At 33.5% G+C, this 24307-nt stretch carries 23 protein-coding genes; 15 read left to right on the forward strand and 8 right to left on the reverse strand.

What is annotated here, in order from left to right; all coding sequences use genetic code 11:
* Positions 1–56: 56 nt before the first annotated feature.
* A complete protein-coding gene (locus OM075_RS01285) occupies positions 57–2243 on the forward strand; it encodes an ATP-binding protein (RefSeq protein ID WP_301188646.1) in 2187 nt (728 codons plus the stop codon).
* 18 nt (positions 2244–2261) lie between these two features.
* On the opposite strand, the gene OM075_RS01290 is transcribed toward OM075_RS01285, so the two are convergent.
* From OM075_RS01290 to OM075_RS01310, 5 genes are all read right to left on the reverse strand, one after another.
* Entirely contained in the window at positions 2262–3548 is a 1287-nt protein-coding gene (locus OM075_RS01290) for a DNA recombination protein RmuC (RefSeq protein WP_301188647.1), read from the reverse strand.
* 122 nt (positions 3549–3670) lie between these two features.
* Entirely contained in the window at positions 3671–4768 is a 1098-nt protein-coding gene (locus OM075_RS01295; RefSeq protein ID WP_301188648.1) for a 3-oxoacyl-ACP synthase III family protein, read from the reverse strand.
* 44 nt (positions 4769–4812) lie between these two features.
* A complete protein-coding gene (locus OM075_RS01300) occupies positions 4813–5577 on the reverse strand; it encodes a UDP-2,3-diacylglucosamine diphosphatase (RefSeq protein ID WP_301188649.1) in 765 nt (254 codons plus the stop codon).
* Between the two features lie 154 nt (positions 5578–5731).
* The gene (locus OM075_RS01305) at positions 5732–6553 is read right to left on the reverse strand and encodes a hypothetical protein (protein ID WP_301188650.1); all 822 of its coding nucleotides are present in this window, start codon (positions 6551–6553) and stop codon (positions 5732–5734) included.
* Positions 6550–7296 carry a hypothetical protein gene (locus tag OM075_RS01310; protein ID WP_301188651.1) on the reverse strand — a complete coding sequence of 249 codons (747 nt, stop codon included), beginning with the start codon at positions 7294–7296 and terminating at the stop codon, positions 6550–6552. Before OM075_RS01310 ends, OM075_RS01305 begins: the two co-directional genes overlap by 4 nt.
* Positions 7297–7520: 224 nt before the next feature.
* On the opposite strand from OM075_RS01310, the gene OM075_RS01315 reads away from it, so the two are divergent.
* The 6 genes from OM075_RS01315 to larC all read left to right on the forward strand — a co-directional run bounded on the left by OM075_RS01315 (position 7521) and on the right by larC (position 11921).
* The gene (locus OM075_RS01315; protein WP_301188652.1) at positions 7521–8339 is read left to right on the forward strand and encodes a 2,3,4,5-tetrahydropyridine-2,6-dicarboxylate N-succinyltransferase; all 819 of its coding nucleotides are present in this window, start codon (positions 7521–7523) and stop codon (positions 8337–8339) included.
* Between the two features lie 77 nt (positions 8340–8416).
* Positions 8417–8980, forward strand: coding sequence for an L-threonylcarbamoyladenylate synthase (locus OM075_RS01320; protein WP_301188653.1), 564 nt, complete (start codon positions 8417–8419; stop codon positions 8978–8980).
* Positions 8981–8990: 10 nt separating this feature from the next.
* Positions 8991–9425: an acyl-CoA thioesterase gene (locus tag OM075_RS01325; protein WP_301188654.1), complete on the forward strand. Its 435-nt coding sequence runs from the start codon at positions 8991–8993 to the stop codon at positions 9423–9425.
* 114 nt (positions 9426–9539) lie between these two features.
* Positions 9540–10331 (forward strand): adenine nucleotide alpha-hydrolase family protein, encoded by a 792-nt coding sequence (locus tag OM075_RS01330; protein ID WP_301188655.1) that lies wholly within the window; start codon positions 9540–9542, stop codon positions 10329–10331.
* Positions 10321–11058: a nickel pincer cofactor biosynthesis protein LarB gene (gene larB / locus OM075_RS01335; protein WP_301188656.1), complete on the forward strand. Its 738-nt coding sequence runs from the start codon at positions 10321–10323 to the stop codon at positions 11056–11058. The genes OM075_RS01330 and larB overlap by 11 nt, the downstream gene beginning before the upstream one ends.
* Positions 11059–11090: 32 nt before the next feature.
* Positions 11091–11921 carry a nickel insertion protein gene (gene larC / locus OM075_RS01340; RefSeq protein WP_301188657.1) on the forward strand — a complete coding sequence of 277 codons (831 nt, stop codon included), beginning with the start codon at positions 11091–11093 and terminating at the stop codon, positions 11919–11921.
* A gap of 52 nt (positions 11922–11973) precedes the next feature.
* Here the strand turns inward: larC and OM075_RS01345 are convergent, their stop codons facing one another.
* Complete coding sequence (locus OM075_RS01345; RefSeq protein WP_301188658.1) at positions 11974–12681, reverse strand: Crp/Fnr family transcriptional regulator; 708 nt, start codon at positions 12679–12681, stop codon at positions 11974–11976.
* A 198-nt stretch (positions 12682–12879) separates the two neighbouring features.
* Between OM075_RS01345 and OM075_RS01350 the strand changes: the two genes are divergently transcribed.
* A complete protein-coding gene (locus tag OM075_RS01350; protein ID WP_301188659.1) occupies positions 12880–13299 on the forward strand; it encodes an OsmC family protein in 420 nt (139 codons plus the stop codon).
* A 53-nt stretch (positions 13300–13352) separates the two neighbouring features.
* On the opposite strand, the gene OM075_RS01355 is transcribed toward OM075_RS01350, so the two are convergent.
* Positions 13353–14420 carry a cupin domain-containing protein gene (locus OM075_RS01355; RefSeq protein WP_301188660.1) on the reverse strand — a complete coding sequence of 356 codons (1068 nt, stop codon included), beginning with the start codon at positions 14418–14420 and terminating at the stop codon, positions 13353–13355.
* A gap of 71 nt (positions 14421–14491) precedes the next feature.
* Here OM075_RS01355 and OM075_RS01360 point away from each other — a divergent pair, with 71 nt between their 5' ends.
* From OM075_RS01360 to pdxH, 3 genes are read left to right on the forward strand one after another with little or no spacing between them, the layout of a single operon-like run.
* The gene (locus tag OM075_RS01360; RefSeq protein WP_301188661.1) at positions 14492–15265 is read left to right on the forward strand and encodes a TylF/MycF/NovP-related O-methyltransferase; all 774 of its coding nucleotides are present in this window, start codon (positions 14492–14494) and stop codon (positions 15263–15265) included.
* Between the two features lie 12 nt (positions 15266–15277).
* On the forward strand, positions 15278–17560 hold the full coding sequence (locus OM075_RS01365; protein WP_301188662.1) for a patatin-like phospholipase family protein: 2283 nt from the start codon (positions 15278–15280) through the stop codon (positions 17558–17560).
* A gap of 41 nt (positions 17561–17601) precedes the next feature.
* The gene (pdxH, locus tag OM075_RS01370; RefSeq protein WP_301188663.1) at positions 17602–18240 is read left to right on the forward strand and encodes a pyridoxamine 5'-phosphate oxidase; all 639 of its coding nucleotides are present in this window, start codon (positions 17602–17604) and stop codon (positions 18238–18240) included.
* A gap of 62 nt (positions 18241–18302) precedes the next feature.
* Here the strand turns inward: pdxH and OM075_RS01375 are convergent, their stop codons facing one another.
* Positions 18303–19601, reverse strand: coding sequence for an acetyl-CoA hydrolase/transferase family protein (locus OM075_RS01375; RefSeq protein ID WP_301188664.1), 1299 nt, complete (start codon positions 19599–19601; stop codon positions 18303–18305).
* Positions 19602–19945: 344 nt separating this feature from the next.
* Between OM075_RS01375 and OM075_RS01380 the strand changes: the two genes are divergently transcribed.
* The 4 genes from OM075_RS01380 (at position 19946) to mutL (ending at position 24249) form a co-directional block, all read left to right on the forward strand.
* Positions 19946–20776, forward strand: coding sequence for an alpha/beta hydrolase (locus OM075_RS01380; protein WP_301188665.1), 831 nt, complete (start codon positions 19946–19948; stop codon positions 20774–20776).
* A 155-nt stretch (positions 20777–20931) separates the two neighbouring features.
* Positions 20932–21666: a 23S rRNA pseudouridine(2604) synthase RluF gene (rluF, locus tag OM075_RS01385; RefSeq protein ID WP_301188666.1), complete on the forward strand. Its 735-nt coding sequence runs from the start codon at positions 20932–20934 to the stop codon at positions 21664–21666.
* 250 nt (positions 21667–21916) lie between these two features.
* A complete protein-coding gene (locus OM075_RS01390; RefSeq protein ID WP_301188667.1) occupies positions 21917–22237 on the forward strand; it encodes a hypothetical protein in 321 nt (106 codons plus the stop codon).
* Positions 22238–22326: 89 nt separating this feature from the next.
* On the forward strand, positions 22327–24249 hold the full coding sequence (gene mutL, locus OM075_RS01395) for a DNA mismatch repair endonuclease MutL (RefSeq protein WP_301188668.1): 1923 nt from the start codon (positions 22327–22329) through the stop codon (positions 24247–24249).
* The last annotated feature ends 58 nt before the right edge of the window (positions 24250–24307 follow it).

A 24307-nucleotide genomic window follows, 5' to 3' on the forward strand; every position in this document is an offset into this window, starting at 1 on the left:
ATTTCATGAGCTGACATCACTATTATATTTTCACAACAAAACAAAAAATATAAAAAGTGAAATTTAGTAGTAAGCTAATTGTATGGTTTTCTGTATTATCAATATATGTAGCCAGTTTATCAACCTGGATTAACTGGAGTTATTTTTCATCAAAAGGTGAAGCTCAGCAGCTATCTGTTGATATTAACTCAACATATCTAAACATACTTAAACTTAAAAATATATCTAATAACTTCTTCACTCTGGAAACCCGGAGTAATAATTATTTTAAGACAACCCATAGCCCTTTTTTAATTGAATCTAATAATCAAAACATTTTATTGAATAACGAAATTGATAACCTTCTTGATCAATACAAAAGATCAGAACACATTAATACTCCTTTATTACAAATAAAACAAAACCTTTATAAGCGAGATTCTATTTTTAAAACCCTTACAACATTAGCTACAGAAAGAGGTTTTAAGGATTTTGGGTTAATTGGACAAATGAGATTTCATGCTCATCAACTAGAAAAGAATAGGCACATTAACAAGGAAGCCTTACTATCGCTCAGAAGAAGAGAGAAGGATTATTTTTTAAGACATGAAAAACAATACATATCAACTTTTGATAGCATATATAATACGCTTGCCAAAAATTTAACCACCAAAACCAATCAACTAACAAAAGATCATCTAGAGGGATATCAACAATGCTTTAATAAAATAGTAACGATTGATGATAAATTGGGATTATACGATAATTCCGGACTAAAAGAAAACCTGGATCAACTGGATGAGCTTCTTGAAGAAAGAGTAACCAGCTTGATTGAATTTGTAAAGATTAACAATACTAAAAAAATTATCCAGCTTCGTAAAACGTTGTTTTTCATTATTGCCTTTGCCATTTTAATATGCTTCTTTATATCAAACATTTTATCAAGTCAAATAACAAAGCCTCTTACTAAATTAACCTACTTTATTGAAAGTATCATTCTTAATGATTTCAAGTCATTACCTAAAATAAATCTTATTAAAGGAACCAGAGAAACTAATATTCTGTATCGCGAATTCAGCCAGATGATAGAAGATCTAAAAAGTCACGAAAAAGAAAGAGAAAACCTTATTACACAGCTAACCTATAGCGAGAAAAAATACAGGAATATGGCTCAAAAATTACCATTAAGTATTTTTGAAACAGATAAACGAGGCACCTTGGTTTATGTAAATAAGATGTGGGAAAACAGTTTTGGTTACTCAAAATCCGAAGCGGAGTACCAACTTAATATTTTCAAAATTACTGCAAAAAACAAGAATAAGAAAAATGAGGTTATTGCGCATAAAAAAGATGCTTCTTGGTTTCCGGGACTTCTTTATATGGATAAAGTACTGATTAATGGAGAACACAAAGGCTGGAGAGGTGTAATTGTTGATATATCAGAAAGATATGAGTATAACAAACTATTAAAAGAAGAAAGACGTAAAGCCAAAGAATCTGATCGGCTTAAAACAGCTTTTTTAGCAAACATATCCCATGAAATACGAACACCTTTAAATGCTATAATGGGATTTAGTACATTACTCAAAAACAAGAATTTTACAGAAGATGAAAAACAGCGATATTACGATGTTATTGTTAAAAGTAGTAAGGATTTATTAAGTTCATTTGACGATATTATTTCTGTATCAAGAATAGAAACTGATAACAATCCACCTCAATTACAAATAACCAATCTGAAAGAACTTGAGGAAAATATACTTAATACAGCTAAAAAACAGACCCAAAACTTAAATAAGAACCATCTTAAAATATATTACCACAAAGGGAATGAGAATTACATATCTGATATAATAATTGATAAAAACAAGGTTACTGAGATATTAACACGTCTTAGTGAAAATGCTATAAAATTTACTGAAACCGGGACAATTGAAATAGGGCACACTTTACTAAAAACCCGAATCATCTTTTTTGTAAAAGATAGTGGTATTGGAATCCCGGAAGAAAAACACCAAATCATATTTGATCCATTCAGACAAGTGGATGAAACAAACACAAAAACTACAGGAGGCACAGGTTTAGGCCTTTCAATTTGTAAAGGTTTGGTTGATAAGATGAACGGAACAATCTGGGTGGAATCTATGTCACAGAAGGGATCGGGATTTTTCTTTAGTATAAACTTCACGATTCCTCAATCTCAAAGTTCAGGAATCATGAATTTTAATAGATCACATAAGATGTCGAAACAAATATTCTCATAATATTTAATGCTATCCAAATTAATTGTCAAGATATTTATCTGAAATAGCCTTACTTGATTTGGCACCTAACTCCTTAATTTTTTCAGCTCTTGATATTAAATTCCCCTTGCCTGTCTGAAGTTTAGTTAAGGCATTGTCATAATTATTTTGTAGCTGATTTAAGCTACCTCCTATCTTTTCCACATCAGTTAAAAATCCAACAAACTTATCATACAAAGCTCCACTTTGTCTTGCAATTTCCAGTGCATTTTTATTTTGATTCTCTTGTCTCCAGATAGAACTTACTGTTTTTAATGTTGCTAATAATGTGGATGGACTAACAGGAACTACTTTCTTTTCCCAGGCAAAAGCAAACAATTCATCATCATTTTCAACTGCTGCCGCAAAAGACGCTTCAACAGGAATAAACATCAATACAAAATCAGGTGTATTTAAATTTTTCGCCGAGATATAATTCTTTTCAAAAAGGTCCTTTACATGTTGCCTAAGTCTTTCTTTATGATTTTTAAGAGCATCGGCTCTCACAGTTTCATCTGTAGAATTTACATACTCTTCATATGAATACAAAGACAACTTAGAGTCGATAATCAAATGTTTACCATCAGGCAAATCCACAATTACATCAGGACGAATTTGCTTACCATTTGCATTCTCATCCACAACTTCGCGTCGATACTCTCGTCCTTTAGTCAGGCCTGACTGTTCCAGAACTCTTTCAAGTATAACCTCTCCCCAGTTACCTAATTTTTTAACATCACCTTTTAGTGCACGGGTCAGATTACCTGCCTCTTCACTAATTTTATGATTCAAATCAAAAAGTCGTTTTACTTCAGCCTTTAAGCTTAACTTATCCCTCACTTCTTTATCATAAGCATCATCTACTTTCTTTTCGAACTGAGTAATTCGTTCTTTTAAAGGAGATAAAATATCAGCCAGTTTTTGATTATTGTGCTCACTAATTTCTTTAGATCTATTCACTAATATTCGGTTAGCAATAGACTCAAACTCCTTTGAAAGTGTTTGATGAAGGTTCTCTATTTCTTTTTGCTTTTCGTTATTTGTATTAATTAAATGTGCATTTTCTGTATCAATAGCTGCAATATGCATTTTTGCCTGCATTAACTCATTTTCTAGTTTACCTTGCTTTTCAGTTAACTTATGAATCTCTTCACTTAAGTTTTTATTGTCATTTTCAACAATAACACTCTGCTGTTTCAACTGGTTACTTTTAAGAGTAAACAACAAATAAACAATTACAGCAGAAACAATTAATCCTATAAAAAAAGCAACAGCCAATTCCATCATTTAATACATTTTTTGAACATGACAATATAACCTATTTTAGAACAAACATAAAAATGGGGATACTCATTATTTATGAACATCCCCGATTATATTGTTATGAAATTTATATCCTTTTTTAAGCCTTAAGGCATTTTGTACATATAAGCATTAATATTCATTCCAGCACCTACGGAGGTCATCATAACATAATCTCCACTTTCTAAAGAATGCCCCTCTAACTGATTTTTCACAACCAAATCAAAAAGAGTAGGAACAGTTGCCACAGAGCTATTACCTAATGTTTTTATAGTCATAGGCATTACACTATAATCCACATCACGAATTCCATATAATCTAAAAATTCGTTTTAAAATAGCCTCATCCATTTTTGCATTAGCCTGGTGAATTAAAACCTTCTTCACATCACCTAATGTAAGACCATTCACATCTAAACACTCTTTGGCTAACAATGGAACGTTAGTTAACGCATAGTTATATACTCTACGACCTAACATTTTCAGATACATGTGATCACTCTTTAAATCCGGATTAAAAGAATCACCCATTTGTAAAATATCCAAATGCTCCTCAGAGTCAGTTCTGGCTACATGCTTAAGTATTCCTACAGGTTCATCACTTTCAACTGCTTCTAAAACCGCAGCACCGGCTCCATCTGCAAAAATCATTGAGTCTCTATCGTGAGGATCCATTACCCTGCTTAAAGTATCTGCTCCAATTACCAAGGCACTTTTAGCATCTCCTGATTTAATATAATAACTTGCCTGAATCATTGCCTGAGTCCATCCAGGACAACCGAATGTGATATCGTAAGCTATGGTGCGTGGATTTTTAATATCAAGTTTTTGCTTTACTCTGGAAGATAATGTAGGCAGAATATCAGGATACAAGCTACCATGCTTTACATCTCCTAAATTATGTGCTACAATAATGTAATCTAATTTTTCCTTATCAAAATTTGCTGCATCAAGAGCACGCTGTCCAGCAATTGCAGCAATATCAGAAGTAACAAGATCTTCACCGGCACACCTTCTCTCTCTAATGTCTGTTATTTCTTCAAACTTTTGTACAATCTCCTCCGCCGGAGTTTCTATTTTACTGCCATCACTATTTAAAAATAGTCGATTGGCAAAATCAATGTTTTTTACCACTACTTCAGGCAAATAACAGCCCGTACCAGTGGCAACAGCATAAATTCCCATTGTATTCGATTTTGCTAACATTTGTGCTTCTTATACAGAAACACTCCAATCAATTTATGTAACTACTACTTTTTATAATACTTTAATTCAAACTTGTCACCATCCCAAACTCCATATGATCTGATTTTTACCCAATCTCCCAGATATATGAACTGGCTGTTTTGCCCTATTGGCTGATGTAAATCTATATGTCGATGACCAAAAATGAAATAATCATAATGTTCTTTCATTAAAACATCTTTGGCATAAAGCATTAAAAACTCTTTATCTTCTCCTAAATATTTGGCTCCTTCTGAACTCTCATTCTTTAATCTGCTATGACTCGACCATCTTTTTGCTAACTCTACTGCAAAGTTAGGATGCAAACGAGAAAAGAACCACTGTAAAATACGACTGGTAAATATTTTTTTTAAAACATTATAACCTTTATCATAAGGTCCTAAGCCGTCTCCATGAGCCAGAAAAAACTTTTTCCCATTTAATTCTACAGAAACAGGTTTTGTATAAACTTCAACTCCTATTTCTTTTGGGAGATAATCAAAAACCCAGATATCATGATTACCTGTAAAAAAATATACAGGAATCCCACTATCTGTAAATTCAGCTATTTTTCCTAAAAAGCGAGTAAATCCTCTGGGGACAACATGATGGTATTCATACCAAAAATCAAAAATATCGCCCATTAAATACAATGCTGCAGTTGTTGGTTTGATATAATCCAACCAATCCACAAAGTACTTTTCATGTGCTTTATGGTCTTTTATTGATGGTGCTCCCAGATGAACATCTGAAGCAAAATATATTTTTTTACCCGATTGCTGCAACTCCATTTTTGCTAATTAGCAAATGCTTAACTATTATTTTGAATGGACAAATATATCAGTTTTTTAACGTAAATAACAACATCGTATTTTATTTAAACTTTTTTATAATGATGTTCAGTTATTACTTTAAATAAAATGGAAATTACAAATAACTGATTAGCTACTGAATATGAATAGAATCACTATCTACACTATACCAATCTTCCTGACTTTTTAATTCTTTAAAATCTTCATATGCACCAAGAATAGATGACAGTAATTCATATTCTGGCATTTTATAATGAATAGAATAATTAGAATTCAGGAAAACCATAAAAGAATCGAGGCAAATGCCCTTATAACCTGTTAAATCAGCTAAATTTTCACGAGAGGTAATATGATTGAACTTGGCACTTTCAAGTTCTATTTTTTCTAATTTTTTGACTTCATCCTTTTGCTTATCTATTCTTGTTTTTCCACTTCCTAAAGAAATTCCGGCTCCAAAAGTCCCTTGATTAAACTTTTTATCAGCTTTACCCCATGCTATTGCCTCTTCAAAATTCCAGCTGCTAACCATCTCCTTAACTTCCTCATTCTCATCCTTAGGTAATTCTAAATCTTTAAAAGCCTGACGAAAATGAGCGTATGAGTAGAATCGAAGTACTTCAACTTCCGTAATTGCATAAACATTTGTAGAAACTTCCAAAGCTAATTGATCTTCCATAGTAGTCCAGATAGTTGGTACTACCCAGGTTGTATCTACATAACCCATACTATGAAACCTTAAGGTATCACCTACAGAGCCATCTATTTGAAAAGCACCTGTAATATCAGACAAAATCACCTCGCCTGTTGACATATTTTTAATAGCCCCAAATTCTATTGGCTTTTGTGTGTTGGCTTCTTTAACAACTCCATTAAAAGTATAAACTTCCTCATTTAAGGCTTGCGAAAATGCACTAACACATAAACTAAATAACAATATGGAAACTAGGAATCTCATTTCTTATTCTCCTTTTCAAATTTTTCAAGTAACTCAGCAATCTTCATTCTAATTAATACCGGATTACTATCTGGAGATAGTTTTATATTTATATTACAATAAATCATAAATTTATCTAACATATCCCCCTCATAACCTGATACTTCTTTAACAATATCGCGATTATAAAATTCATTGATTTTTTCCTGATTCTCATCCTGTACAAGTACGCGTCTCATATCTCTTTTTTCACGCTCTCTTTTACTTGTATAATAATTTACATAACTCAACGGATTAACTACAGCTGCCATAACCGGAGGCTTTTTATTATATGAATCTCCTTTTAGTCCAGCAGGCAAATCATCTTCTCCTCCTAAATTGATATCCTTAGGTAAATTTAAATGCAACTCTTTATCTGAAGCTACATCAACTGTTCCTATCATATAAAATTTTCGGCCTAAATGGATTACTCTTTGTTGAATTGAGTCATTAAATTCACTTACTCTAATAACCTGGGGGCTATATCCCAAACCAAATACTTTTAAGGAGTCTGTTTTACTGAAGGTGCTTCTAAATTCACCTTTTTCGTCTGTAGCATAAATGATCATAGATTCGTAACTAACTATTTGAGCATTTTCAATTAACTTATTGTCAACACTATCTTTTACAATTAGCTTAACCCACACCTGATCAGTAGCTGTATCTTGTGCAAAGGTATGTAAAGAACACACCAATAATATAAATATAATTCCTAGTAATCGCATACAATTATTAAAGCTGCAAAATATAAACTAATACTCACATAGAAACACTTTTTTTAACGATTAACCAAACTTTAACCTTTATTTTGTGTTACTGTATATGTTAAAAATGAAACTGATACTTGAACAAACCAGATTAGTTTCAAATTCATGTTTATATAACAAATGAATTTGCAATTAGGTTTGTTTCATTGTATTTTCGCAAAAAATAAAAATTAAATACTATCATGTTAGAGCAATACAAAGAAGTTGTTGAGCAAGCCTGGGAAAACAGGGATTTACTAAACAAACCGGAAACTCAAGATGTTATTCGCACTTTAATGGAAAAACTTGACAAAGGTGAAATTAGAGTTGCAGAGCCAAACGGAGATGATTGGAAAGTTAACGAATGGGTTAAGAAAGCAGTAATTCTTTATTTTCCAATTCAAAAAATGGAAACTATTGAGGCCGGCCCAATGGAATTTCATGATAAGATGGCTCTTAAAAGAAACTATGCTGAATTAGGTATTAGAGTTGTTCCTCATGCTGTTGCACGTTATGGTGCTTATATTTCAAGTGGTGTAGTATTAATGCCATCATATGTAAACATCGGAGCTTATGTTGAAAGTGGTACCATGGTTGACACTTGGGCTACTGTAGGTAGTTGTGCACAAATTGGTAAAAATGTTCACCTAAGTGGTGGTGTTGGTATTGGTGGAGTTCTTGAGCCAATTCAAGCTGCTCCGGTAATTATTGAAGACGATGCTTTTATTGGTTCTCGTTGTATTGTAGTGGAAGGATGTCGCGTGGGTAAAGAAGCTGTACTTGGTGCAAACGTAGTGTTAACAGGTTCTACTAAAATTATTGACGTAACAGGAGATGAGCCAATAGAATACAAAGGTTATGTTCCTCCTCGTTCAGTTGTTATTCCTGGTAGCTACACTAAAAAATTCCCAGCAGGAGATTTTCAGGTTCCAGCAGCACTAATCATTGGTAAACGTAAAGAGTCTACTGACAAGAAAACTTCATTAAACGATGCGTTAAGAGAAAATAACGTTGCTGTTTAATTATAGATAAAGCACAAAGACAAAAGTAATTAGATAAGACATTTCTATTTACTTTTGTCTTTTACTAAAAACAATATATGAACGAAGACATTGCAAAAGCCCTTGAAGTTCTTCACAATGGCGGTTTAATACTATATCCAACAGATACGATCTGGGGAATTGGATGTGACGCAACAAATCCTGAAGCTGTCAGCAGAATTTACAAACTCAAACAAAGAGAAGACAGTAAAAGCATGTTGGTTTTGTTGGATAATGAAGCAAAACTAAATTCATATATGAATCAGGTTCCGGATATGACATGGGATTTAATAGAATTTACAACCAAGCCATTAACCATCATCTATCCGGATGCCAAAAATTTGGCTCCTAACTTACTCGCCGAAGACAAAACAATAGGCATAAGAATTACTAAGGAAGAATTTAGCTCTAAACTGTGCCAAAGGTTTAAAAAACCCATTGTATCTACTTCTGCAAACATTAGTGGACAACCATCTCCTTCTTGTTTTGACGACATTTCTGATGAAGTTAAAAATGGTGTGGATTACATCGTAAATTATCGACAAGAAGAAACAGCAAACCCGGCTCCTTCAAGTATTATGAAACTGGGATTAGGAGGAGAAATTAATATTATTAGGGAATAAATTTCAAATAATGGAGCATCAGGAAATACAGTTTTTTTTCGAAACACCAATACAAATTCGATTTAACGATATTGATAGTCTTGGACATGTAAACAACACCATAATACAGGAGTACTTTGATTTAGGAAGAATGCATTATTTTAAATCTGTTTTTACTCCAAATATTGACTGGACTATATTTCCTGCAATTATAGCTTCAATTAAAACAGACTTTGTTTCTCCTGTTTTTATCAACAATAAGCTATTGGTTAAAACCAAAATCACAAAGATTGGTAATAAAAGTATGAATCTGATTCAACAAATTACTGATACCGATGGAGTAATAAAAGCAGTTAGTCATTCTGTTATGGTAGGTTTTGATCATACAACTCAAAGTTCTATTGAAATCACAAAAGAATGGCGGGAGAAAATCAACACTGCAGAAAAAGGATCTACTGAGATTTAATCCTTCATTATACCAACTATCTCATAATTTTTAATGCTCCAACATTTCATAAAATAGTTACTTTTGAACTGTTAGTTTAAACGAATTGTTCCGTAAAGGAATTAACTATTTAATATGGATATCACTACAAAATTAGAAGAGCGATTAAAGCAAATTGGAGATAGTTATCTCATGTTTTCCGGAGGGTTAGATAGCTGTGCAATATTAGGTACTGCTATTAAGGCAGGTATTCACATTACCCCGGTTTGGATTAATAATGGATTTGGACGAGCCTCTGAAGATGAAATTCGTAAACAGGCCCAAAACATGGGGGCACATCATTTAAAAGTAATAGATATAACCCCAACTAAAACAGTAGTTTCAAATCCAGATAACAGATGCTACTTCTGCAAAAATCAAATCATTGAAGCCATTAAACATCTTGAAAAAGATGCTGTAATAATGGATGGAACTACTGGAAGTGATAATGGTTACCGACCAGGTAGAAAGGCTTTAAACGAGCAAGGAGTGATTTCTCCTTTAGCAGAATTAAATATCTCTTCAACTCAAGCCAAGGATATTGCTCTAAGTCTGGGAGCAAACAAACAAATTGCTGATCTGGAAAGCTGCATAGCCACTCGCTTCAATTACCTGCAACCATTAACAGATGATCGACTCAAAGTACTTAAGGAAATTGAACATCTTATTATTGAAGAAACGGAAGATTTCAATGTACGCTGTCGTTTAGATGATAATGACCATATAAGAATTGAACTTTCGGATAGTAATAGCTTTCTTGCTTTTAACGATCCGGATTTTAGAAACGCTGTTATTGAGTTAGGTGAAAAGTTAGCATTATTTACTACTTTAGATCTTAAACCTTCGCGCCCCAACGCATACGACAACAGAATTACAAATGACATTTGAAGAAATATATGATAAAATTAAAGCTGGCGAGATTTCAAAAGAAGAAGCTCATAAACACTTTTCGCTTGAATGGATGGAAACTGCCAGCCGATACATACTCGATGTAAACCGGGGTATGCGCACAAATATTCCTGAGATAATTTATGGTGAATACAAAACCCTGGAACAAACTATTGAATTGGTGAAACATCTTTTAAAAGAACACCCCCGGGTAGTTGTTTCAAGGAGTAAATTTAATCACGAATTGTCACAAGAATTCAGTGCTGATCATCATTTACTAGCGGGAGAAAATGCTATAGTGATTGGAGATCTACCTGAAGCTAAAGGTGCGATTTTGGTAGTAAGCGCAGGTTCTGCCGATCATCCGGTTACTGAAGAGTGTGAGATTATTTTAAAATCTGTTGGTGTGCAACCAATTGTATTTGAAGATCGGGGAATTTCTCATCCTACCAGAGTAATAGAAGCAATTCAGCAAGGTATAACCCACAATGTAAAAGCCATTATTGTTGTTGCTGGTATGGAAGGTGCTTTGGCTCCTTTTGTTGCCTCTATGGTTTCTTTACCTGTTATTGGGGTTCCAACTTCTGTTGGGTATGGTTTTAGAGCCAGCGAAGCAGCCTTAACTTCCATGTTAGCCTCGTGTGCACCAAATCTTACAGTTGTAAATATTGATGGTGGACTAAGAGCTGCTGTTGTGGCTGCACTAATCTGTAAAAACAGCAACTAATCACTAATATTAAAATTTAATAAGTATTATCGATGAAATTAATTATAGATCCCAGGGGAGGTTTTGCAGGTGATATGTTTGCCGCAGCATTAATTTCTGCCGGAGCCAGTGAATCAGAAATGATTGACGCAATGACAATAGCAGCCAATAAGATTGGTAATTCTTCTATTTCTGCAGTTAAAACACATGATGATGCAACCAGATTAATCATGAATATCCATCATAATCATGGACATTTAGCTGCGTCAAAAGCAAGAAGAATCTTAAGCGAATTGCTGGATACATTAAATATTAAGGATGATTATGCGGAATTTGCACATCAAATACTTGAACATTTGATCAAAGCAGAAAAACAAGCTCATGCTGAAAATACCTTTTTAACAGATCACCATCATTCACATCACTATCATACTCACGAAGGGCACCATCACCACCACGATCATACACAAGACGAAGGGCACCATCATCACGATCACTCACATGAGGAGGCATGGTTACACGAAGCTCAGGATATTATCATTGACATCATTGGAGCAGCAAAAGGATTACAACTTTTAAATGCTCCGGTAAAAGCAGAACTAATAGCACCAGTTTCACTAGGAGGAGGTACCATTAAATTTTCGCATGGAGAAATGACTGCACCAGCTCCTGCAACTAAAATATTAATTGATAAAAAGAATATCCCTGCTCAAACAGGTCCAATCAGTGTGGAACTATGCACTCCCACCGGAACTGCTATTTTAGCTGCGCTAGAAGTTAAATTGATTTCTACTGAGATTAATATTGAAGGTGTAATCACAAAAGGATTTTCAAGAGGAAGCAAAGATCTTAACATCCCTCCTTTAGGAATATACCTAAAATAAACAAAAAAGGGCTACTTTAAAGTAGCCCGATCATATAATGTTTTATCAATCATTAAACATATACATTTCCTATTTTAATCAATTTAGGAATGTTTAATAGTTTTATTTTTCTTCCGTTTAATTCAATCAGCTTATCACTTTTAAATTCAGAAAGTAACCTGATTACAGATTCAGTAGCTGTACCAACCATATTAGCCAACTCCTCACGTGTTAACGAAATTTGTAAAGTATGATCCTGATCTAACTCAAAAGTATCCATCAATAATAACAATACTTCCGCTAATCTTTCACGTACAGTTTTCTGAGCAATATCTGTTAAAAACTTATTCGATTCACCTAATTCTTTACATGTTAACTTCATTAAAGTCATTGAAAAATTAGGATTCTCCTTTAAAAGACGCTCAAGTATATCTCCAGGCAAGTAACAAAGAACTGTTTCCTGAATCACTTTAGTGGTACTACAAGCTAACTCATCGCTGATAACAGATCTAAAACCAATTAAATCACCTGGCTTAGCAAATCTTATGATCTGTTCTTTACCATCAAAACCGGTTTTAAAAATTTTCAATATCCCCTCAACAACCAAATAAGTACCATTTATTCGGCTTCCCTCATGATATATTGTATTACCGCGTTTGTGTAACGTGCAATTAATAGATTGATTAACCATTTCAATCTCATCATCCGTTAATCCTTTAAAGATATCGAACGATCGCAGATCTATTGGTTCATTATAAGGAACACTTTGAATGTTCTTCATTCCCTTTATTTTTTTTAAAATCTTTATAAAATCAATGTTAACACACAGTAAAAATAATGTTTTCAATTATTCTTCACTGAATTATGAGAATAATTTACTCATTTTTTTACTAATATCCATATGTATCTGAAATGACAGGCCAAAGATATAAATAAAGATGTATATTTGTTATAAGTCGTCGAATCTAAATGTTTAAATATGAAGACAACAATTGATCTGAATTGGTTAGAAAATATGTCCTTTGAAGCTGATGTTAATGGTCATACCATCAGAGTTGATGCAGGAACAGAAAGCGGAGGAGATGATTCCGGGGCCAGGCCAAAACCCTTAATGTTAGTTGCATTAGCTGGTTGTACTGGGATGGATGTTGTATCTATTTTAAAAAAAATGCGTGTTGAATATGATAAACTGACTATTTCAGTTGAAGCAAATATGCGCGAAGAACATCCTAAATATTATGACGAAATGAAAATTATCTATCATTTTGTAGGTAAAGATTTACCCGTAAAAAAGATAGAAAGAGCTGTTGAGTTATCAGACGAACAATACTGCGGGGTTTCAGCGCTTTATAAAATGGCAATTCCTTTAACTTCTGAGATTATAATTACTGAAAAATAATATAAAAATACTCAGCACATAGATAACAAATAACATCTATGTGCTGATATATTTTAAGTTAAGCGATGAATTATATCCTTATGTGCAGGATAATTTTGAAGCAAAACTTCCTTGTCTGCTAATTCAAAATCTTCAAATTCAAATCCCGGACTAACCGCACAACTTACCAGGCAAAAACCACTACTTCCTTTTATTTCTGCACCAAACCAACTATTAGGTTCTACAGTATATTGCAAACATCCATTAACCGATTCCGACAATTCCACCTTTCGGTATTCACCATTAGGAGCAATGATGTGAATTAAAAGAGGCATACCTTTATGGAAATACCATACTTCAGGCGATTTGATTCTATGAAATTTTGATACATGATTATCACTCAACATATAATATATTGATGTAATTGCTGACCTATCATCATTAAACTCAGAAGGTAAACCTGTAGATAACAACTTAATCTCTGATCGGTAAACTTCTTTATACCATCCGCCTTCAGGATGTGGTTTAAGATCTAACTTTTTAATAATATCAGTAGCTACCCTACCAATATATTTTTCAGGAACACTTAATATATTTTCATTAATGAAAGTTTGTAAAATAGCTTGTGCTTCGGCCAATTTTTCTTCCCAATGCTGAATCGAGTTTTGTCCTATGATATCTGTTACACATTTTATAGCTACAAAAGGAATTTGATGAGCTTCACAAATTCGTGCCACCGCAAAAGATTCCATTTCAAAAACATCACCGGTACCATCAGCAGATGTAAGAAAAGTATCTCCTGAATTACAAACACTATCAAACGTCCAACCGTTAAAAAGGCCTGATCGTTTTACATCATCAGTAAAATCAACATAAAATGGCACTCCAAAGTTTTGAAGTTTTTCCATATCTCTATCTACGAACTTGCAACATAAATGAACTGATCCAATCGGATACTCCACAGATCCTGCCGTACCAATATTAAGCACCACATCCGGATGATGAATATCAATGGCTCTGCTAACTGCAATTGAAGCAGCTACCTTACCTACTCCTGTTTTACAAAAATGAAAATTACAGTTGGGCATATCCACCTGAACACGCTCCTCTTCTACTGCATATACAATAAGTACATTAAGCATATCTAATTATTTTAATAACTAAAGTACAACTTAAGCCATTACAAAAACAAATTATTTAATACTATATTTGAATGATAGTATCAGCAAATCGAAAATATTCTTTTATAATGTCCGTATTCCTGTATTTAAACCTGATCATTTTAAATATTGTTATCTGGCTGGTTCTTAGTTACTTTTGGAGCCAGTGGAATTTTAAAATATTTAAACCATTTAACTGGCTTGAAGCTAAGAAGCAGAAAGCTATTCCGGATAAAATATTAAAGTTAGAACGTACTTTTAAAGATCGCAATCGTTTTTATTCATTATGGTTTGAAATGAATAGAATTAGTACTCAACAAATTGAAGGTGATCTGGCCGAAGTGGGCGTATATAAAGGTGAAACTGCCAAAGTAATTCATCATCTGTTACCAGAAAGAAAACTGTTTCTTTTCGATAGTTTTTCGGGACTACCCAAACAAGTTATTCGCGAAGATTGCGACGGAACTGTTCGTCCACAAACCGTAAATTTTGGTTCTACAAGTAAAGAAGAGGTTGAAAAATATATTCAAGGAAATTATAACATCGAGATTAGAGAAGGTATTTTTCCGGAAACAGCAAATGACCTTAATAACACATTTGCCTTTGTTCATCTGGATGCGGATTTATATCAATCTACCATTGATGGCCTTAAATTTTTTTATCCCAAACTATCTCCGGGTGGATCTATATTAATTCATGATTACAACCACAACTGGGATGGTGTAAAAAAAGCAGTGGACGAATTTGAGAAAACAATTCCCGAACAATTCTCTCACATAATGGATATGTATGGTTCAGTTCTTTTAATTAAAAACAAACCTAACTAAATCAAAAATATAATGCACAAACTTCTTCTTTCAATCTTTATCTGTCTCATCATTTTTCCGGTATATCTATCCGCTCAGGATACGATTCCTAACAATAACTACCGACCTAAAATTGGACTCGTTTTGAGTGGTGGAGGTGCTAAAGGTATGGCTCATATTGGTGCACTTAAGGTTATTGAAGAACTTGGCATACACCCTGATTACATTACAGGCACAAGTATGGGAAGCATTATGGGAGGTTTGTATTCTATTGGTTATAAAGCCAATGAACTTGACTCTATTGTTAAAATTATTGACTGGGGTAAAATGCTAAGTGATCAAATTCCTCTTTCAAATGTAGTTCCTGAAGAAAAATATTATTATCGCAGATATCTTTTTGAATTTGATTTAACCAAGAGAGGACCTGTACTTCCTGCCGGAGTTGTTATTGGACAAGGAATTTCAGAAGAAATGAATTACCTCACCTGGCATATTGCTGGTGTAAATAAATTTGATGATTATCCCATACCTTTTAGATGTGTAGCCTCTGATTTAATTTCAGGAGAACCCTACATTTTTGATTCAGGCAATTTAGCAACGGCGATGCGTTCCAGCATGGCAATACCTTCTGCTTTTTCACCTGTGCTGCTTGATAGCATGCTACTGGTTGACGGAGGTGTTTTAAATAATATGCCCATTAAAGCATGTAAAGAAATGGGTGCAGACATTATTATTGCAGTAAATGTTGGTACAAAAGAACATCCCAAAGTTGAAGATTTCAGAACTATTGGAGATATTTTAATGGGATCGGCCATGATTCGATCTAATTTCGAAACGAAACAGTCTGCTGATTTAGTTGATATAATGATTGAACCTGCATTAGACAATTATAGTAGTGCCAGCTTTTTTAATGGTAATGAGATTATTGAATTAGGTGAAACTGCAGCAAGAGAAAAATACGTAGAACTTAGCAACTTAGCAGATTTTATAAACCAATTTCCTAAAAAAGAAACTATAAAAATACCGACAAACCTACAACAACTCTACATTGAAGATATTAAAGTTGAAGGTTTAAAACGATTAAACAAACAGTTTGTGTTAGGTAAATTTGGATTGGAAAAAAGACATACCTATACAAAAAAAGATATTGATGAAGGCCTCCATTTATTAATGGGAACCAGATATATCGATAATGTAAACTATGAACTGGCGCTTGGGAATCATGGATATATAATAACATTAAAACCTACAGAGGCTTTTCCCAGTAAATATAACTTCTCTATACATTATGATAACGTTTATAAAGCAAGCGCCATTTTTAATATTGCCATGCGAAACTATATCATTAGAGGTTCCAGTTTTAAATTCTCTGGTGAGGTTTCTGAATATCCACAAATAAACAGTGAATACATTGATTATATTGGGCACAAACAAAAAACGGGAGGCTACCTTAATGCGCACTGGGAACTAAGTCCAATACCCTACATTAAAGATAATGGTGAAGAAGTTGGAGATTTTAATCAACATACCACAATTTTTGAAGGTGGATTATTAATCTCGCCCAATGTTAAACGAATGATAAAATTTGGGGCTTTCTATAAAAGACTTACCAGTAATTCTTCGGGAGGTATTATTGATATTTTGATTGAAGATGTAGACAAAGTAGGTAATCAGTTTTGGGGCTTAAACCTTAAATACATCAAAAATTCTTTGGACAAACAATTCTTTCCCACAGTAGGTAACACTTTTAATGTTGACATTGAATATCCAATCGGATTCAGTTCTATTTACAAAGGATCTCAGGAATCAAAAGGGCTACTGGCCGATTATATTGCGTCTCCCAATGAAAGTTACCTTAAACTTTTAATATCATTTAAACATCATTTGCCAATTACATCTAAACTTAACTTTTCTTATTATGCTTCCATTGGTGGCGCTACAAAAGATATGAGCAGTACGCAATATTTTACTTTTGGAGGATTAGAATCAATCAAACGATATCAGGATACTCCTTTTATTGGATTAACAACCAAAGAAATATCAGCTCAGCAATTTATTATGGGAAGCTTAAACTTTAGATATGAAGTACTCAACAACCTTTATCTTAAAGCAAGTGGAAACATCATCGATTATAAAACTAACTACGATGATTTGAGCTTTGGAGCATTAAATACATTGGGTTCGGATGATGTTGTATTTGGGGGAGGAATCTCTGTTTCTTATCAATCCATAATTGGCCCTATTGAAGCAGGTTATGGAAGAAACTCTATTCACAATAAAAACAGATGGTACTTTACCGCTGGATTTCCTTTTTAAACTTTTTTCTTTCTGTTCTGTTTTGATTCAAAAGACAATAAATGAACAGAGACCTATCAAAAATAAGAAAGGATTTTATTAAAAAATCACTGTCTGAAAGTGACTTTACAAATAATCCTATCATTCATTTTAAAGAATGGCTCAATGAAGCCATTGAAGAAAATGAACCGGAACCAACAGCAATGACCCTTTCTACGGTTTCACCCGATGGCAGACCTTCGAGTAGAATTGTTTTGCTCAAGAACATTGATGATAACAATGGTTTTTACTTTTATACAAACTACTTAAGTAAAAAAGGTGTACATCTGAATAAAAACTCATTTGCTGCACTAAATTTCTTTTGGCCCGGACTCGAGCGTCAAATAAGAATAGAAGGATACATTAAAAAATTAAGTCCGGAAGAAAACAATGAATATTTTTATTCCCGTCCTATTGATAGTCAGATAAGTGCTGTTATATCGCCACAAAGTAAAGTAATATCTAAAAGGCAGGATTTAATAGACCGATATAACAAGCTTAAAAACTCACAAACAGAGATAGTTAGACCAGATCATTGGGGAGGATATGCTTTACAGCCAGATGAAATAGAGTTTTGGCAAGGCCGCGCTGGAAGACTTCACGACAGGATCAGGTTCAGACTCTCAGTTCAACAATGGGTTAAAGAACGTTTGGCACCATAAAAAAGAGGCTACCTAATAGATAGCCTCTCAAATATTATTGGGATATAAAACTTAATGTTTTATTATTTTACAAAGTGATAGTGAGAACCATAACGCTCAAATGCAGCCTTATCAAGAGTTTCCTGATGATCTGGGTGAGCAATAGAGATAATTAATTTAGCTCTCTCCTGTAATGTTTTGCCATATAAATTAACTGCTCCAAATTCAGTTACAAACCAGTGCATGTTTGAACGAGTTGTAACAACTCCTGATCCTGGTAATAAAATTGGAGAAATTTTTGATAATCCTTTAGCAGTTACAGAAGGCATTGCAATAATTGGCTTACCACCTTCTGAATAACCAGCTCCACGTATAAAGTCAATTTGACCACCTACACCAGAATAAAACTTAGTTCCAATAGAATCAGCACAAACCTGACCTGTAATATCAATAGATAATGCAGAGTTAATAGCTGTTACTTTATGGTTTTTACGGATAACCTCTACACTATTGGTATGTTTCACATCCATCATAGCTACCATTGGGTTATCATGAACGAATTCATATAATTTTTTAGATCCCATTAAGAAAGATGCTACCATCTTACCTTTATCAATTTGCTTACGTTTTCCGTTTACAACTCCTTTTTCAACCAAAGGAAGAATTCCGTCAGCAAACATTTCAGTATGAACACCTAAATCTTTGTGGTTTCCTAATTGAGCTAACACAGCATTTGGAATACCTCCAATACCCATTTGAAGACAAGCACCATCTTCAATTAACTCAGCAACATTTTTACCAATTTGAATATCTGTTTCAGTTAATTCTCCCATTTCGTGAGCATATAATGGGCTATCATCTTCAACAAAATAATCAATATCAGTCATTGGAATCATTGCATCACCCCATGCACGTGGTACGTTAGGGTTAACAGCAGCAATCACAACATCTGCACTTTCAATAGCAGCAAGTGTAGCATCAACTGAAGTACCTAAAGAAACAAAACCATGCTTATCTGGTGTTGAAACCATTACCATAGCCACATTTACTTTTAAGTAACCTTCACGAATTAACTTTTGAGTTTCACTTAAGAAAACAGGAATATAATCTGCATATCCAGCCTGAGTTTGCTTACGAAGGTTAGCACCTACGAAAAATTGCTCAGAAACAAAAGTTCCTTCAAACTCTGGATCTGCAAAATCAACTTTATTTTCAATATGAATATGTTGAACTTTTACATCGCTGAATTCTTTTCTGCGACCACGTTCAACCATTGCTTTAATTAGAATATGAGGAGTTACCGCAACACTACTTAAATGTACTCTGTCTCCTGATTTAATAACCTTAACTGCTTCTTCTGCACTTACGCTTTTATACTGCATGTTTTCTTATTTAGAGATATTTTTCTTTAATCTTAAAATGATGTGCAAAACTATAATATTTTGCTCAAAATAAGTAGCAGAAAAATGTATTCTACAACATATTAGTAATATTTATAAATATGAATATTTATAACTGATATACTGATAGTAACACATACATATTAAACTTGAGTATTTTTTAATTTATACGGTAACATTCTAAATATTACCTGACGCAATTTTAACAGATTTTGCACATCAATTAATAATTCGCATTTTTAGCACATCCTTAAAAAAAATCTTGATAGTATGAGTAATTTATACTTGATGGACAATTCTAAAACACAAAACAAATATTTAAACTCATGAAAAATTTATTTTTAACGACTCTATTAGTCTTTATAACACTTGCCTTAAATGCTCAAAAAACAGGATATCTCACAAAAACCAATATCAAATATTATAACGATTCTGTAAATAAAACTGACGACTACATCAATGAAAGATGTGTATTAGATATCTATTACCCCACGAATGTGAAGAAGTTTTCAACAGTAGTTTGGTTTCACGGCGGGGGATTACGTGGTGGTTCGAAAGAAATTCCTGAAGCGCTCAAAAAAAACAATATTGCTGTTGTTGGAGTTAACTACAGATTATACCCTAAAGTTGGAGCTCCAAAATATATTGAGGATGCAGCAGCAGCGGTTGCCTGGGTGTTTAATCATATTGAAGAATTTGGTGGAGACTCGTCTCTAATTTTTATTTCAGGTCATTCGGCAGGTGGATATCTTACCAGTATGGTTGGATTAGATAAAAAGTATTTAGCTAAATATCAAATTGATGCCAATAATATTGCCGGCTTAATTCCTTTTAGCGGACATACAATTACGCACTTCACTGTCCGTGAAGAAAGAGGCATTGAAGGTACTCAACCAATAGTTGATGATTTGGCTCCATTATTTCATGTAAGAGCGGACGCTCCTCCTATGTTATTAATTACAGGAGATAGAGAATTAGAAATGCTGGGAAGATATGAAGAAAATGCATACATGATGAGAATGATGAAAATTGTTGGACATAAAGACACTAGACTTTACGAACTTGATGGATATGGCCACGGAATGACAGAACCTGCTTTTCCTTTATTACTAAAAGAAGTAAAGCGTATCACCGATCTAAAAACATCAAACAAATAACTATTCTATTTTTAAATCAGTTCTGAATATTTTGCAGAACTGATTTAAAAATATTTACAACAAACATAGTTTTGTGGTTAATAACATAATTATCAGAAAACAAGACTAATTTATAACCTTAATTTTTCTAACTTCGCACCATATTCAATAGTATAATGGCAGAAAAAGAGTCTGTAAGGATTAATAAGTATTTAAGTGAAGTTGGGTATTGCTCCAGAAGAGAGGCAGACAAACTTATATTGGCAGGTAAAGTAACCATTAATGGCAAAACTCCAGAGATGGGTACTAAAGTCACACCAGGTGATGTTGTTAAAGTAAAGGGTAAGTTGATTTCTGAGCCCAAAGAAAAACCTGTATATATAGCATTTAATAAACCTGTTGGCATTGTTTGTACCACTGACACACGCGTAGAAAAAGATAACATCATCGATTACATTAATCATCCTAAACGTATCTTTCCTATTGGTCGACTGGATAAACCCAGCGAGGGACTAATATTTCTTACCAATGATGGAGATATTGTAAACAAAATACTTCGTGCCCGAAACAACCATGAAAAAGAATATATTGTTAGGGTTAACAAACCAATCACAAACGAATTTATTACAAAAATGGGTAATGGAGTTCCTATCCTGGATACCATAACCAGAAAATGTAAAGTTGTAAAAACCGGAAAGTATGAATTTAATATTATACTTACTCAGGGCTTAAACCGCCAAATAAGAAGAATGAGCGAATATTTAGGTTATGAAGTTAAACAACTAAAGCGCGTTCGAATCATGAATGTAAAACTTGATGTTCCTGTTGGCAAATGGCGAAATTTAACTAACAACGAATTAAAGGAAATAAATAGATTGGTTTCTGATTCTGCTAAAACTCATTTTGAATAAAAGAACAACCACAACCTTTATAAACATCTAAACCCAAGTATAATACAAGGGGTGTTGATAACATATTCTCTGTAATTTAATCAATACTATTAATATCTTAATTTTACTTGTATCTTTGTACTTGGTTACTGAAATAACACCTAATTATTTTTACATATAAAACTATTATATCAGGTTTAATTACAGATAATTACAACCATCAAAAAACTTAATAATAGTTTTTATGACGATTAAACGTAAATAAAAAGAAATGAAATTTACTTTTATTAAAACAACCAGGCACAGAACATTTCATCATACGCCAATTTATTATGATGAAGCAAAGGAAGAGCGTGAGGAGCGTGCCCGTAGAATTAAAGATGAATTAGGAATAGAGCAGGAAGAAGATACTCGTTCAACCGAAGATAGAATCAGAGGTAAAATGAAAAGAAAAATTGCTACTCATTTTGACGTTGCCAGAAAAGAAAAACGCAAATCAAACTTAAGACTTGTAGTGATACTTATTGGATTAATGATTGCATTTTATTATCTCTTTTCTTCAAGCAAAGAGTGGATTATGCACTTCATGTAATTCTAATTAGAACATTTATAATCTATTATCAAAAATTCTTATAAAAACATCTGGACACAGGTGTTTTCTTATTTATATCAAATTAGTTTATGTCTGATATTATACAATTATTACCTGATTCCGTAGCCAACCAAATAGCTGCAGGAGAAGTTATTCAACGACCAGCGTCCATGATTAAGGAATTAGTAGAAAACGCGATTGATGCAGGTAGTACCGATATAAAAGTAATTGTAAAAGATGCAGGAAGAACATTAGTTCAAGTCATTGACAATGGTTGTGGCATGTCGGCAACAGATGCTAGAATGGCATTTGAAAGACACGCAACTTCTAAAATTAGTAATGTTAACGACCTGTTTGCCATTCGTACAATGGGGTTTAGAGGTGAAGCTCTTGCCTCTATCGCTGCAGTAGCGCAAGTTGAGTTACGAACTAAAAAAACAGGTGATGAATTAGGAACTCAAATTGAAATTGCTGGTTCGAAAGTTGAAAAACAGGAAGTAATTTCTTGTGCTTCGGGAAGTAATTTTATGATTAAAAATCTGTTTTATAATGTACCTGCCCGACGTAAATTCTTAAAAAAAGACTCTACGGAACTTCGACACATTATCAATGAGTTTCAACGAATAGCATTAGCCAATCCGGACATTAGTTTTAGTTTGGATCACAATAATATGCCATTATTTCAGCTACCGGTATCCAGTTTACGCCAACGTATTGTAAATATGCTTGGCAAAAACATGAATCAACAATTGGTTCCGGTTGAAACAGAAACCACATTGGTTAAAATAACAGGTTTTATTGGTAAACCTGAGTCCGCACGTAAATCATCAGGCGACCAGTTCTTTTTTGTGAATCAAAGGTATATGCGTCATCCTTACTTGCATAAAGCCATTACTGAGGCATATTCAAATCTGATTTTACCCAATACAGTTCCTGCTTACTTTTTGTTTTTTGAAGTGGATCCAAAAATTATTGATATCAATATTCATCCAACAAAAACAGAAATTAAGTTTGAAGATGAAAGAACCATTTGGCATCTAACCAATGCATGTATCAGAGAAAGTCTTGGAAAGCATAATATGATTCCTACAATTGATTTTGATACAGCTGATATGGTAAACATTCCTGTTAGCAACAATAACAAAGAGAACGAAGCACCTGCAATTGAAGTTAATCCATTTTTCAATCCTTTTGAAACACAAACTCCTGATATATCAAGCTTTAGTGGTTCTGGAAATAGTTACGAATATGGAAACTCTGGTGGTTCCTATACACCTTCATCAACACCTAAAGACTGGGATCAATTATACAACGATTTTGAATCAGAAAAAGGCAGCATGCCATTTGAAACAGAATCTGAATATGATGATATCTACAATGATGTAGAACCTGAACAGGCTCCTGTTCAACAAACATTTATGTCTAAAGGAATGAGTGAGGAAACAAATCATAGCGCTTCGTGTTTTCAATTTAAAAACAGATATATTTTAACATCTGGAAAATCCGGCTTAATGATGGTAGACCAAAAAAGAGCACACGAAAGAATTCTTTTTGAACGACTGATGCAATCTATTTCTACCCTACAAAGTATGACTCAGCAAAATTTATTTCCTGAACAACTGGAATTTAATGCTGAAGACACTATTATTGTTCAAGAACTTTTAAACGATTTTCAAATATTTGGTTTAGACCTTTACCAAGCTGCAGAAAACATTTTTGAAGTACGCGGGATGCCTGTAAATATGGAAAAAATGGATCCTAAACAACTTATTGATGAAGTAATTGAGGCTTACAAAGCAGGTGAAGTGGATCTTGAAACCGACTTAAAAGAAAGAATTGCTCGTACCATGGCTCGTCAATCATCAATACGTCATGGACAGTATTTATCTACAGAAGAGATGGATGAATTAATTGGTCAGCTCTTTACTTGTCAGGTTCCAAATTATTCCCCGGATGGTAAACCAATTATATCTATTTTATCAAACGATGAAATTGAGAGCCGATTTAAGTGACAGATTGTCTGGATTATGTTTGGTCTGAATCTTGTTATCTTAGGCTCTATTAAACAAA

The sequence above is a fragment of the Plebeiibacterium sediminum genome (assembly GCF_026013605.1).
Lineage (GTDB): Bacteria > Bacteroidota > Bacteroidia > Bacteroidales > Marinilabiliaceae > Saccharicrinis > Saccharicrinis sediminus.

Bases quoted from the DNA above. Each gene is read 5' to 3' on its own strand.
- OM075_RS01290 (WP_301188647.1), bottom strand. From the start codon at position 3,548: ATGATGGAATTGGCTGTTGCTTTTTTTATAGGATTAATTGTTTCTGCT.
- OM075_RS01295 (WP_301188648.1), bottom strand. From the start codon at position 4,768: ATGTTAGCAAAATCGAATACAATGGGAATTTATGCTGTTGCCACTGGT.
- OM075_RS01300 (WP_301188649.1), bottom strand. From the start codon at position 5,577: ATGGAGTTGCAGCAATCGGGTAAAAAAATATATTTTGCTTCAGATGTT.
- OM075_RS01305 (WP_301188650.1), bottom strand. From the start codon at position 6,553: ATGAGATTCCTAGTTTCCATATTGTTATTTAGTTTATGTGTTAGTGCA.
- OM075_RS01310 (WP_301188651.1), bottom strand. From the start codon at position 7,296: ATGCGATTACTAGGAATTATATTTATATTATTGGTGTGTTCTTTACAT.
- OM075_RS01315 (WP_301188652.1), top strand. From the start codon at position 7,521: ATGTTAGAGCAATACAAAGAAGTTGTTGAGCAAGCCTGGGAAAACAGG.
- OM075_RS01320 (WP_301188653.1), top strand. From the start codon at position 8,417: ATGAACGAAGACATTGCAAAAGCCCTTGAAGTTCTTCACAATGGCGGT.
- OM075_RS01325 (WP_301188654.1), top strand. From the start codon at position 8,991: ATGGAGCATCAGGAAATACAGTTTTTTTTCGAAACACCAATACAAATT.
- OM075_RS01330 (WP_301188655.1), top strand. From the start codon at position 9,540: ATGGATATCACTACAAAATTAGAAGAGCGATTAAAGCAAATTGGAGAT.
- larB (WP_301188656.1), top strand. From the start codon at position 10,321: ATGACATTTGAAGAAATATATGATAAAATTAAAGCTGGCGAGATTTCA.
- larC (WP_301188657.1), top strand. From the start codon at position 11,091: ATGAAATTAATTATAGATCCCAGGGGAGGTTTTGCAGGTGATATGTTT.
- OM075_RS01345 (WP_301188658.1), bottom strand. From the start codon at position 12,681: ATGAAGAACATTCAAAGTGTTCCTTATAATGAACCAATAGATCTGCGA.
- OM075_RS01350 (WP_301188659.1), top strand. From the start codon at position 12,880: ATGAAGACAACAATTGATCTGAATTGGTTAGAAAATATGTCCTTTGAA.
- OM075_RS01355 (WP_301188660.1), bottom strand. From the start codon at position 14,420: ATGCTTAATGTACTTATTGTATATGCAGTAGAAGAGGAGCGTGTTCAG.
- OM075_RS01360 (WP_301188661.1), top strand. From the start codon at position 14,492: ATGATAGTATCAGCAAATCGAAAATATTCTTTTATAATGTCCGTATTC.
- OM075_RS01365 (WP_301188662.1), top strand. From the start codon at position 15,278: ATGCACAAACTTCTTCTTTCAATCTTTATCTGTCTCATCATTTTTCCG.
- pdxH (WP_301188663.1), top strand. From the start codon at position 17,602: ATGAACAGAGACCTATCAAAAATAAGAAAGGATTTTATTAAAAAATCA.
- OM075_RS01375 (WP_301188664.1), bottom strand. From the start codon at position 19,601: ATGCAGTATAAAAGCGTAAGTGCAGAAGAAGCAGTTAAGGTTATTAAA.
- OM075_RS01380 (WP_301188665.1), top strand. From the start codon at position 19,946: ATGAAAAATTTATTTTTAACGACTCTATTAGTCTTTATAACACTTGCC.
- rluF (WP_301188666.1), top strand. From the start codon at position 20,932: ATGGCAGAAAAAGAGTCTGTAAGGATTAATAAGTATTTAAGTGAAGTT.
- OM075_RS01390 (WP_301188667.1), top strand. From the start codon at position 21,917: ATGAAATTTACTTTTATTAAAACAACCAGGCACAGAACATTTCATCAT.
- mutL (WP_301188668.1), top strand. From the start codon at position 22,327: ATGTCTGATATTATACAATTATTACCTGATTCCGTAGCCAACCAAATA.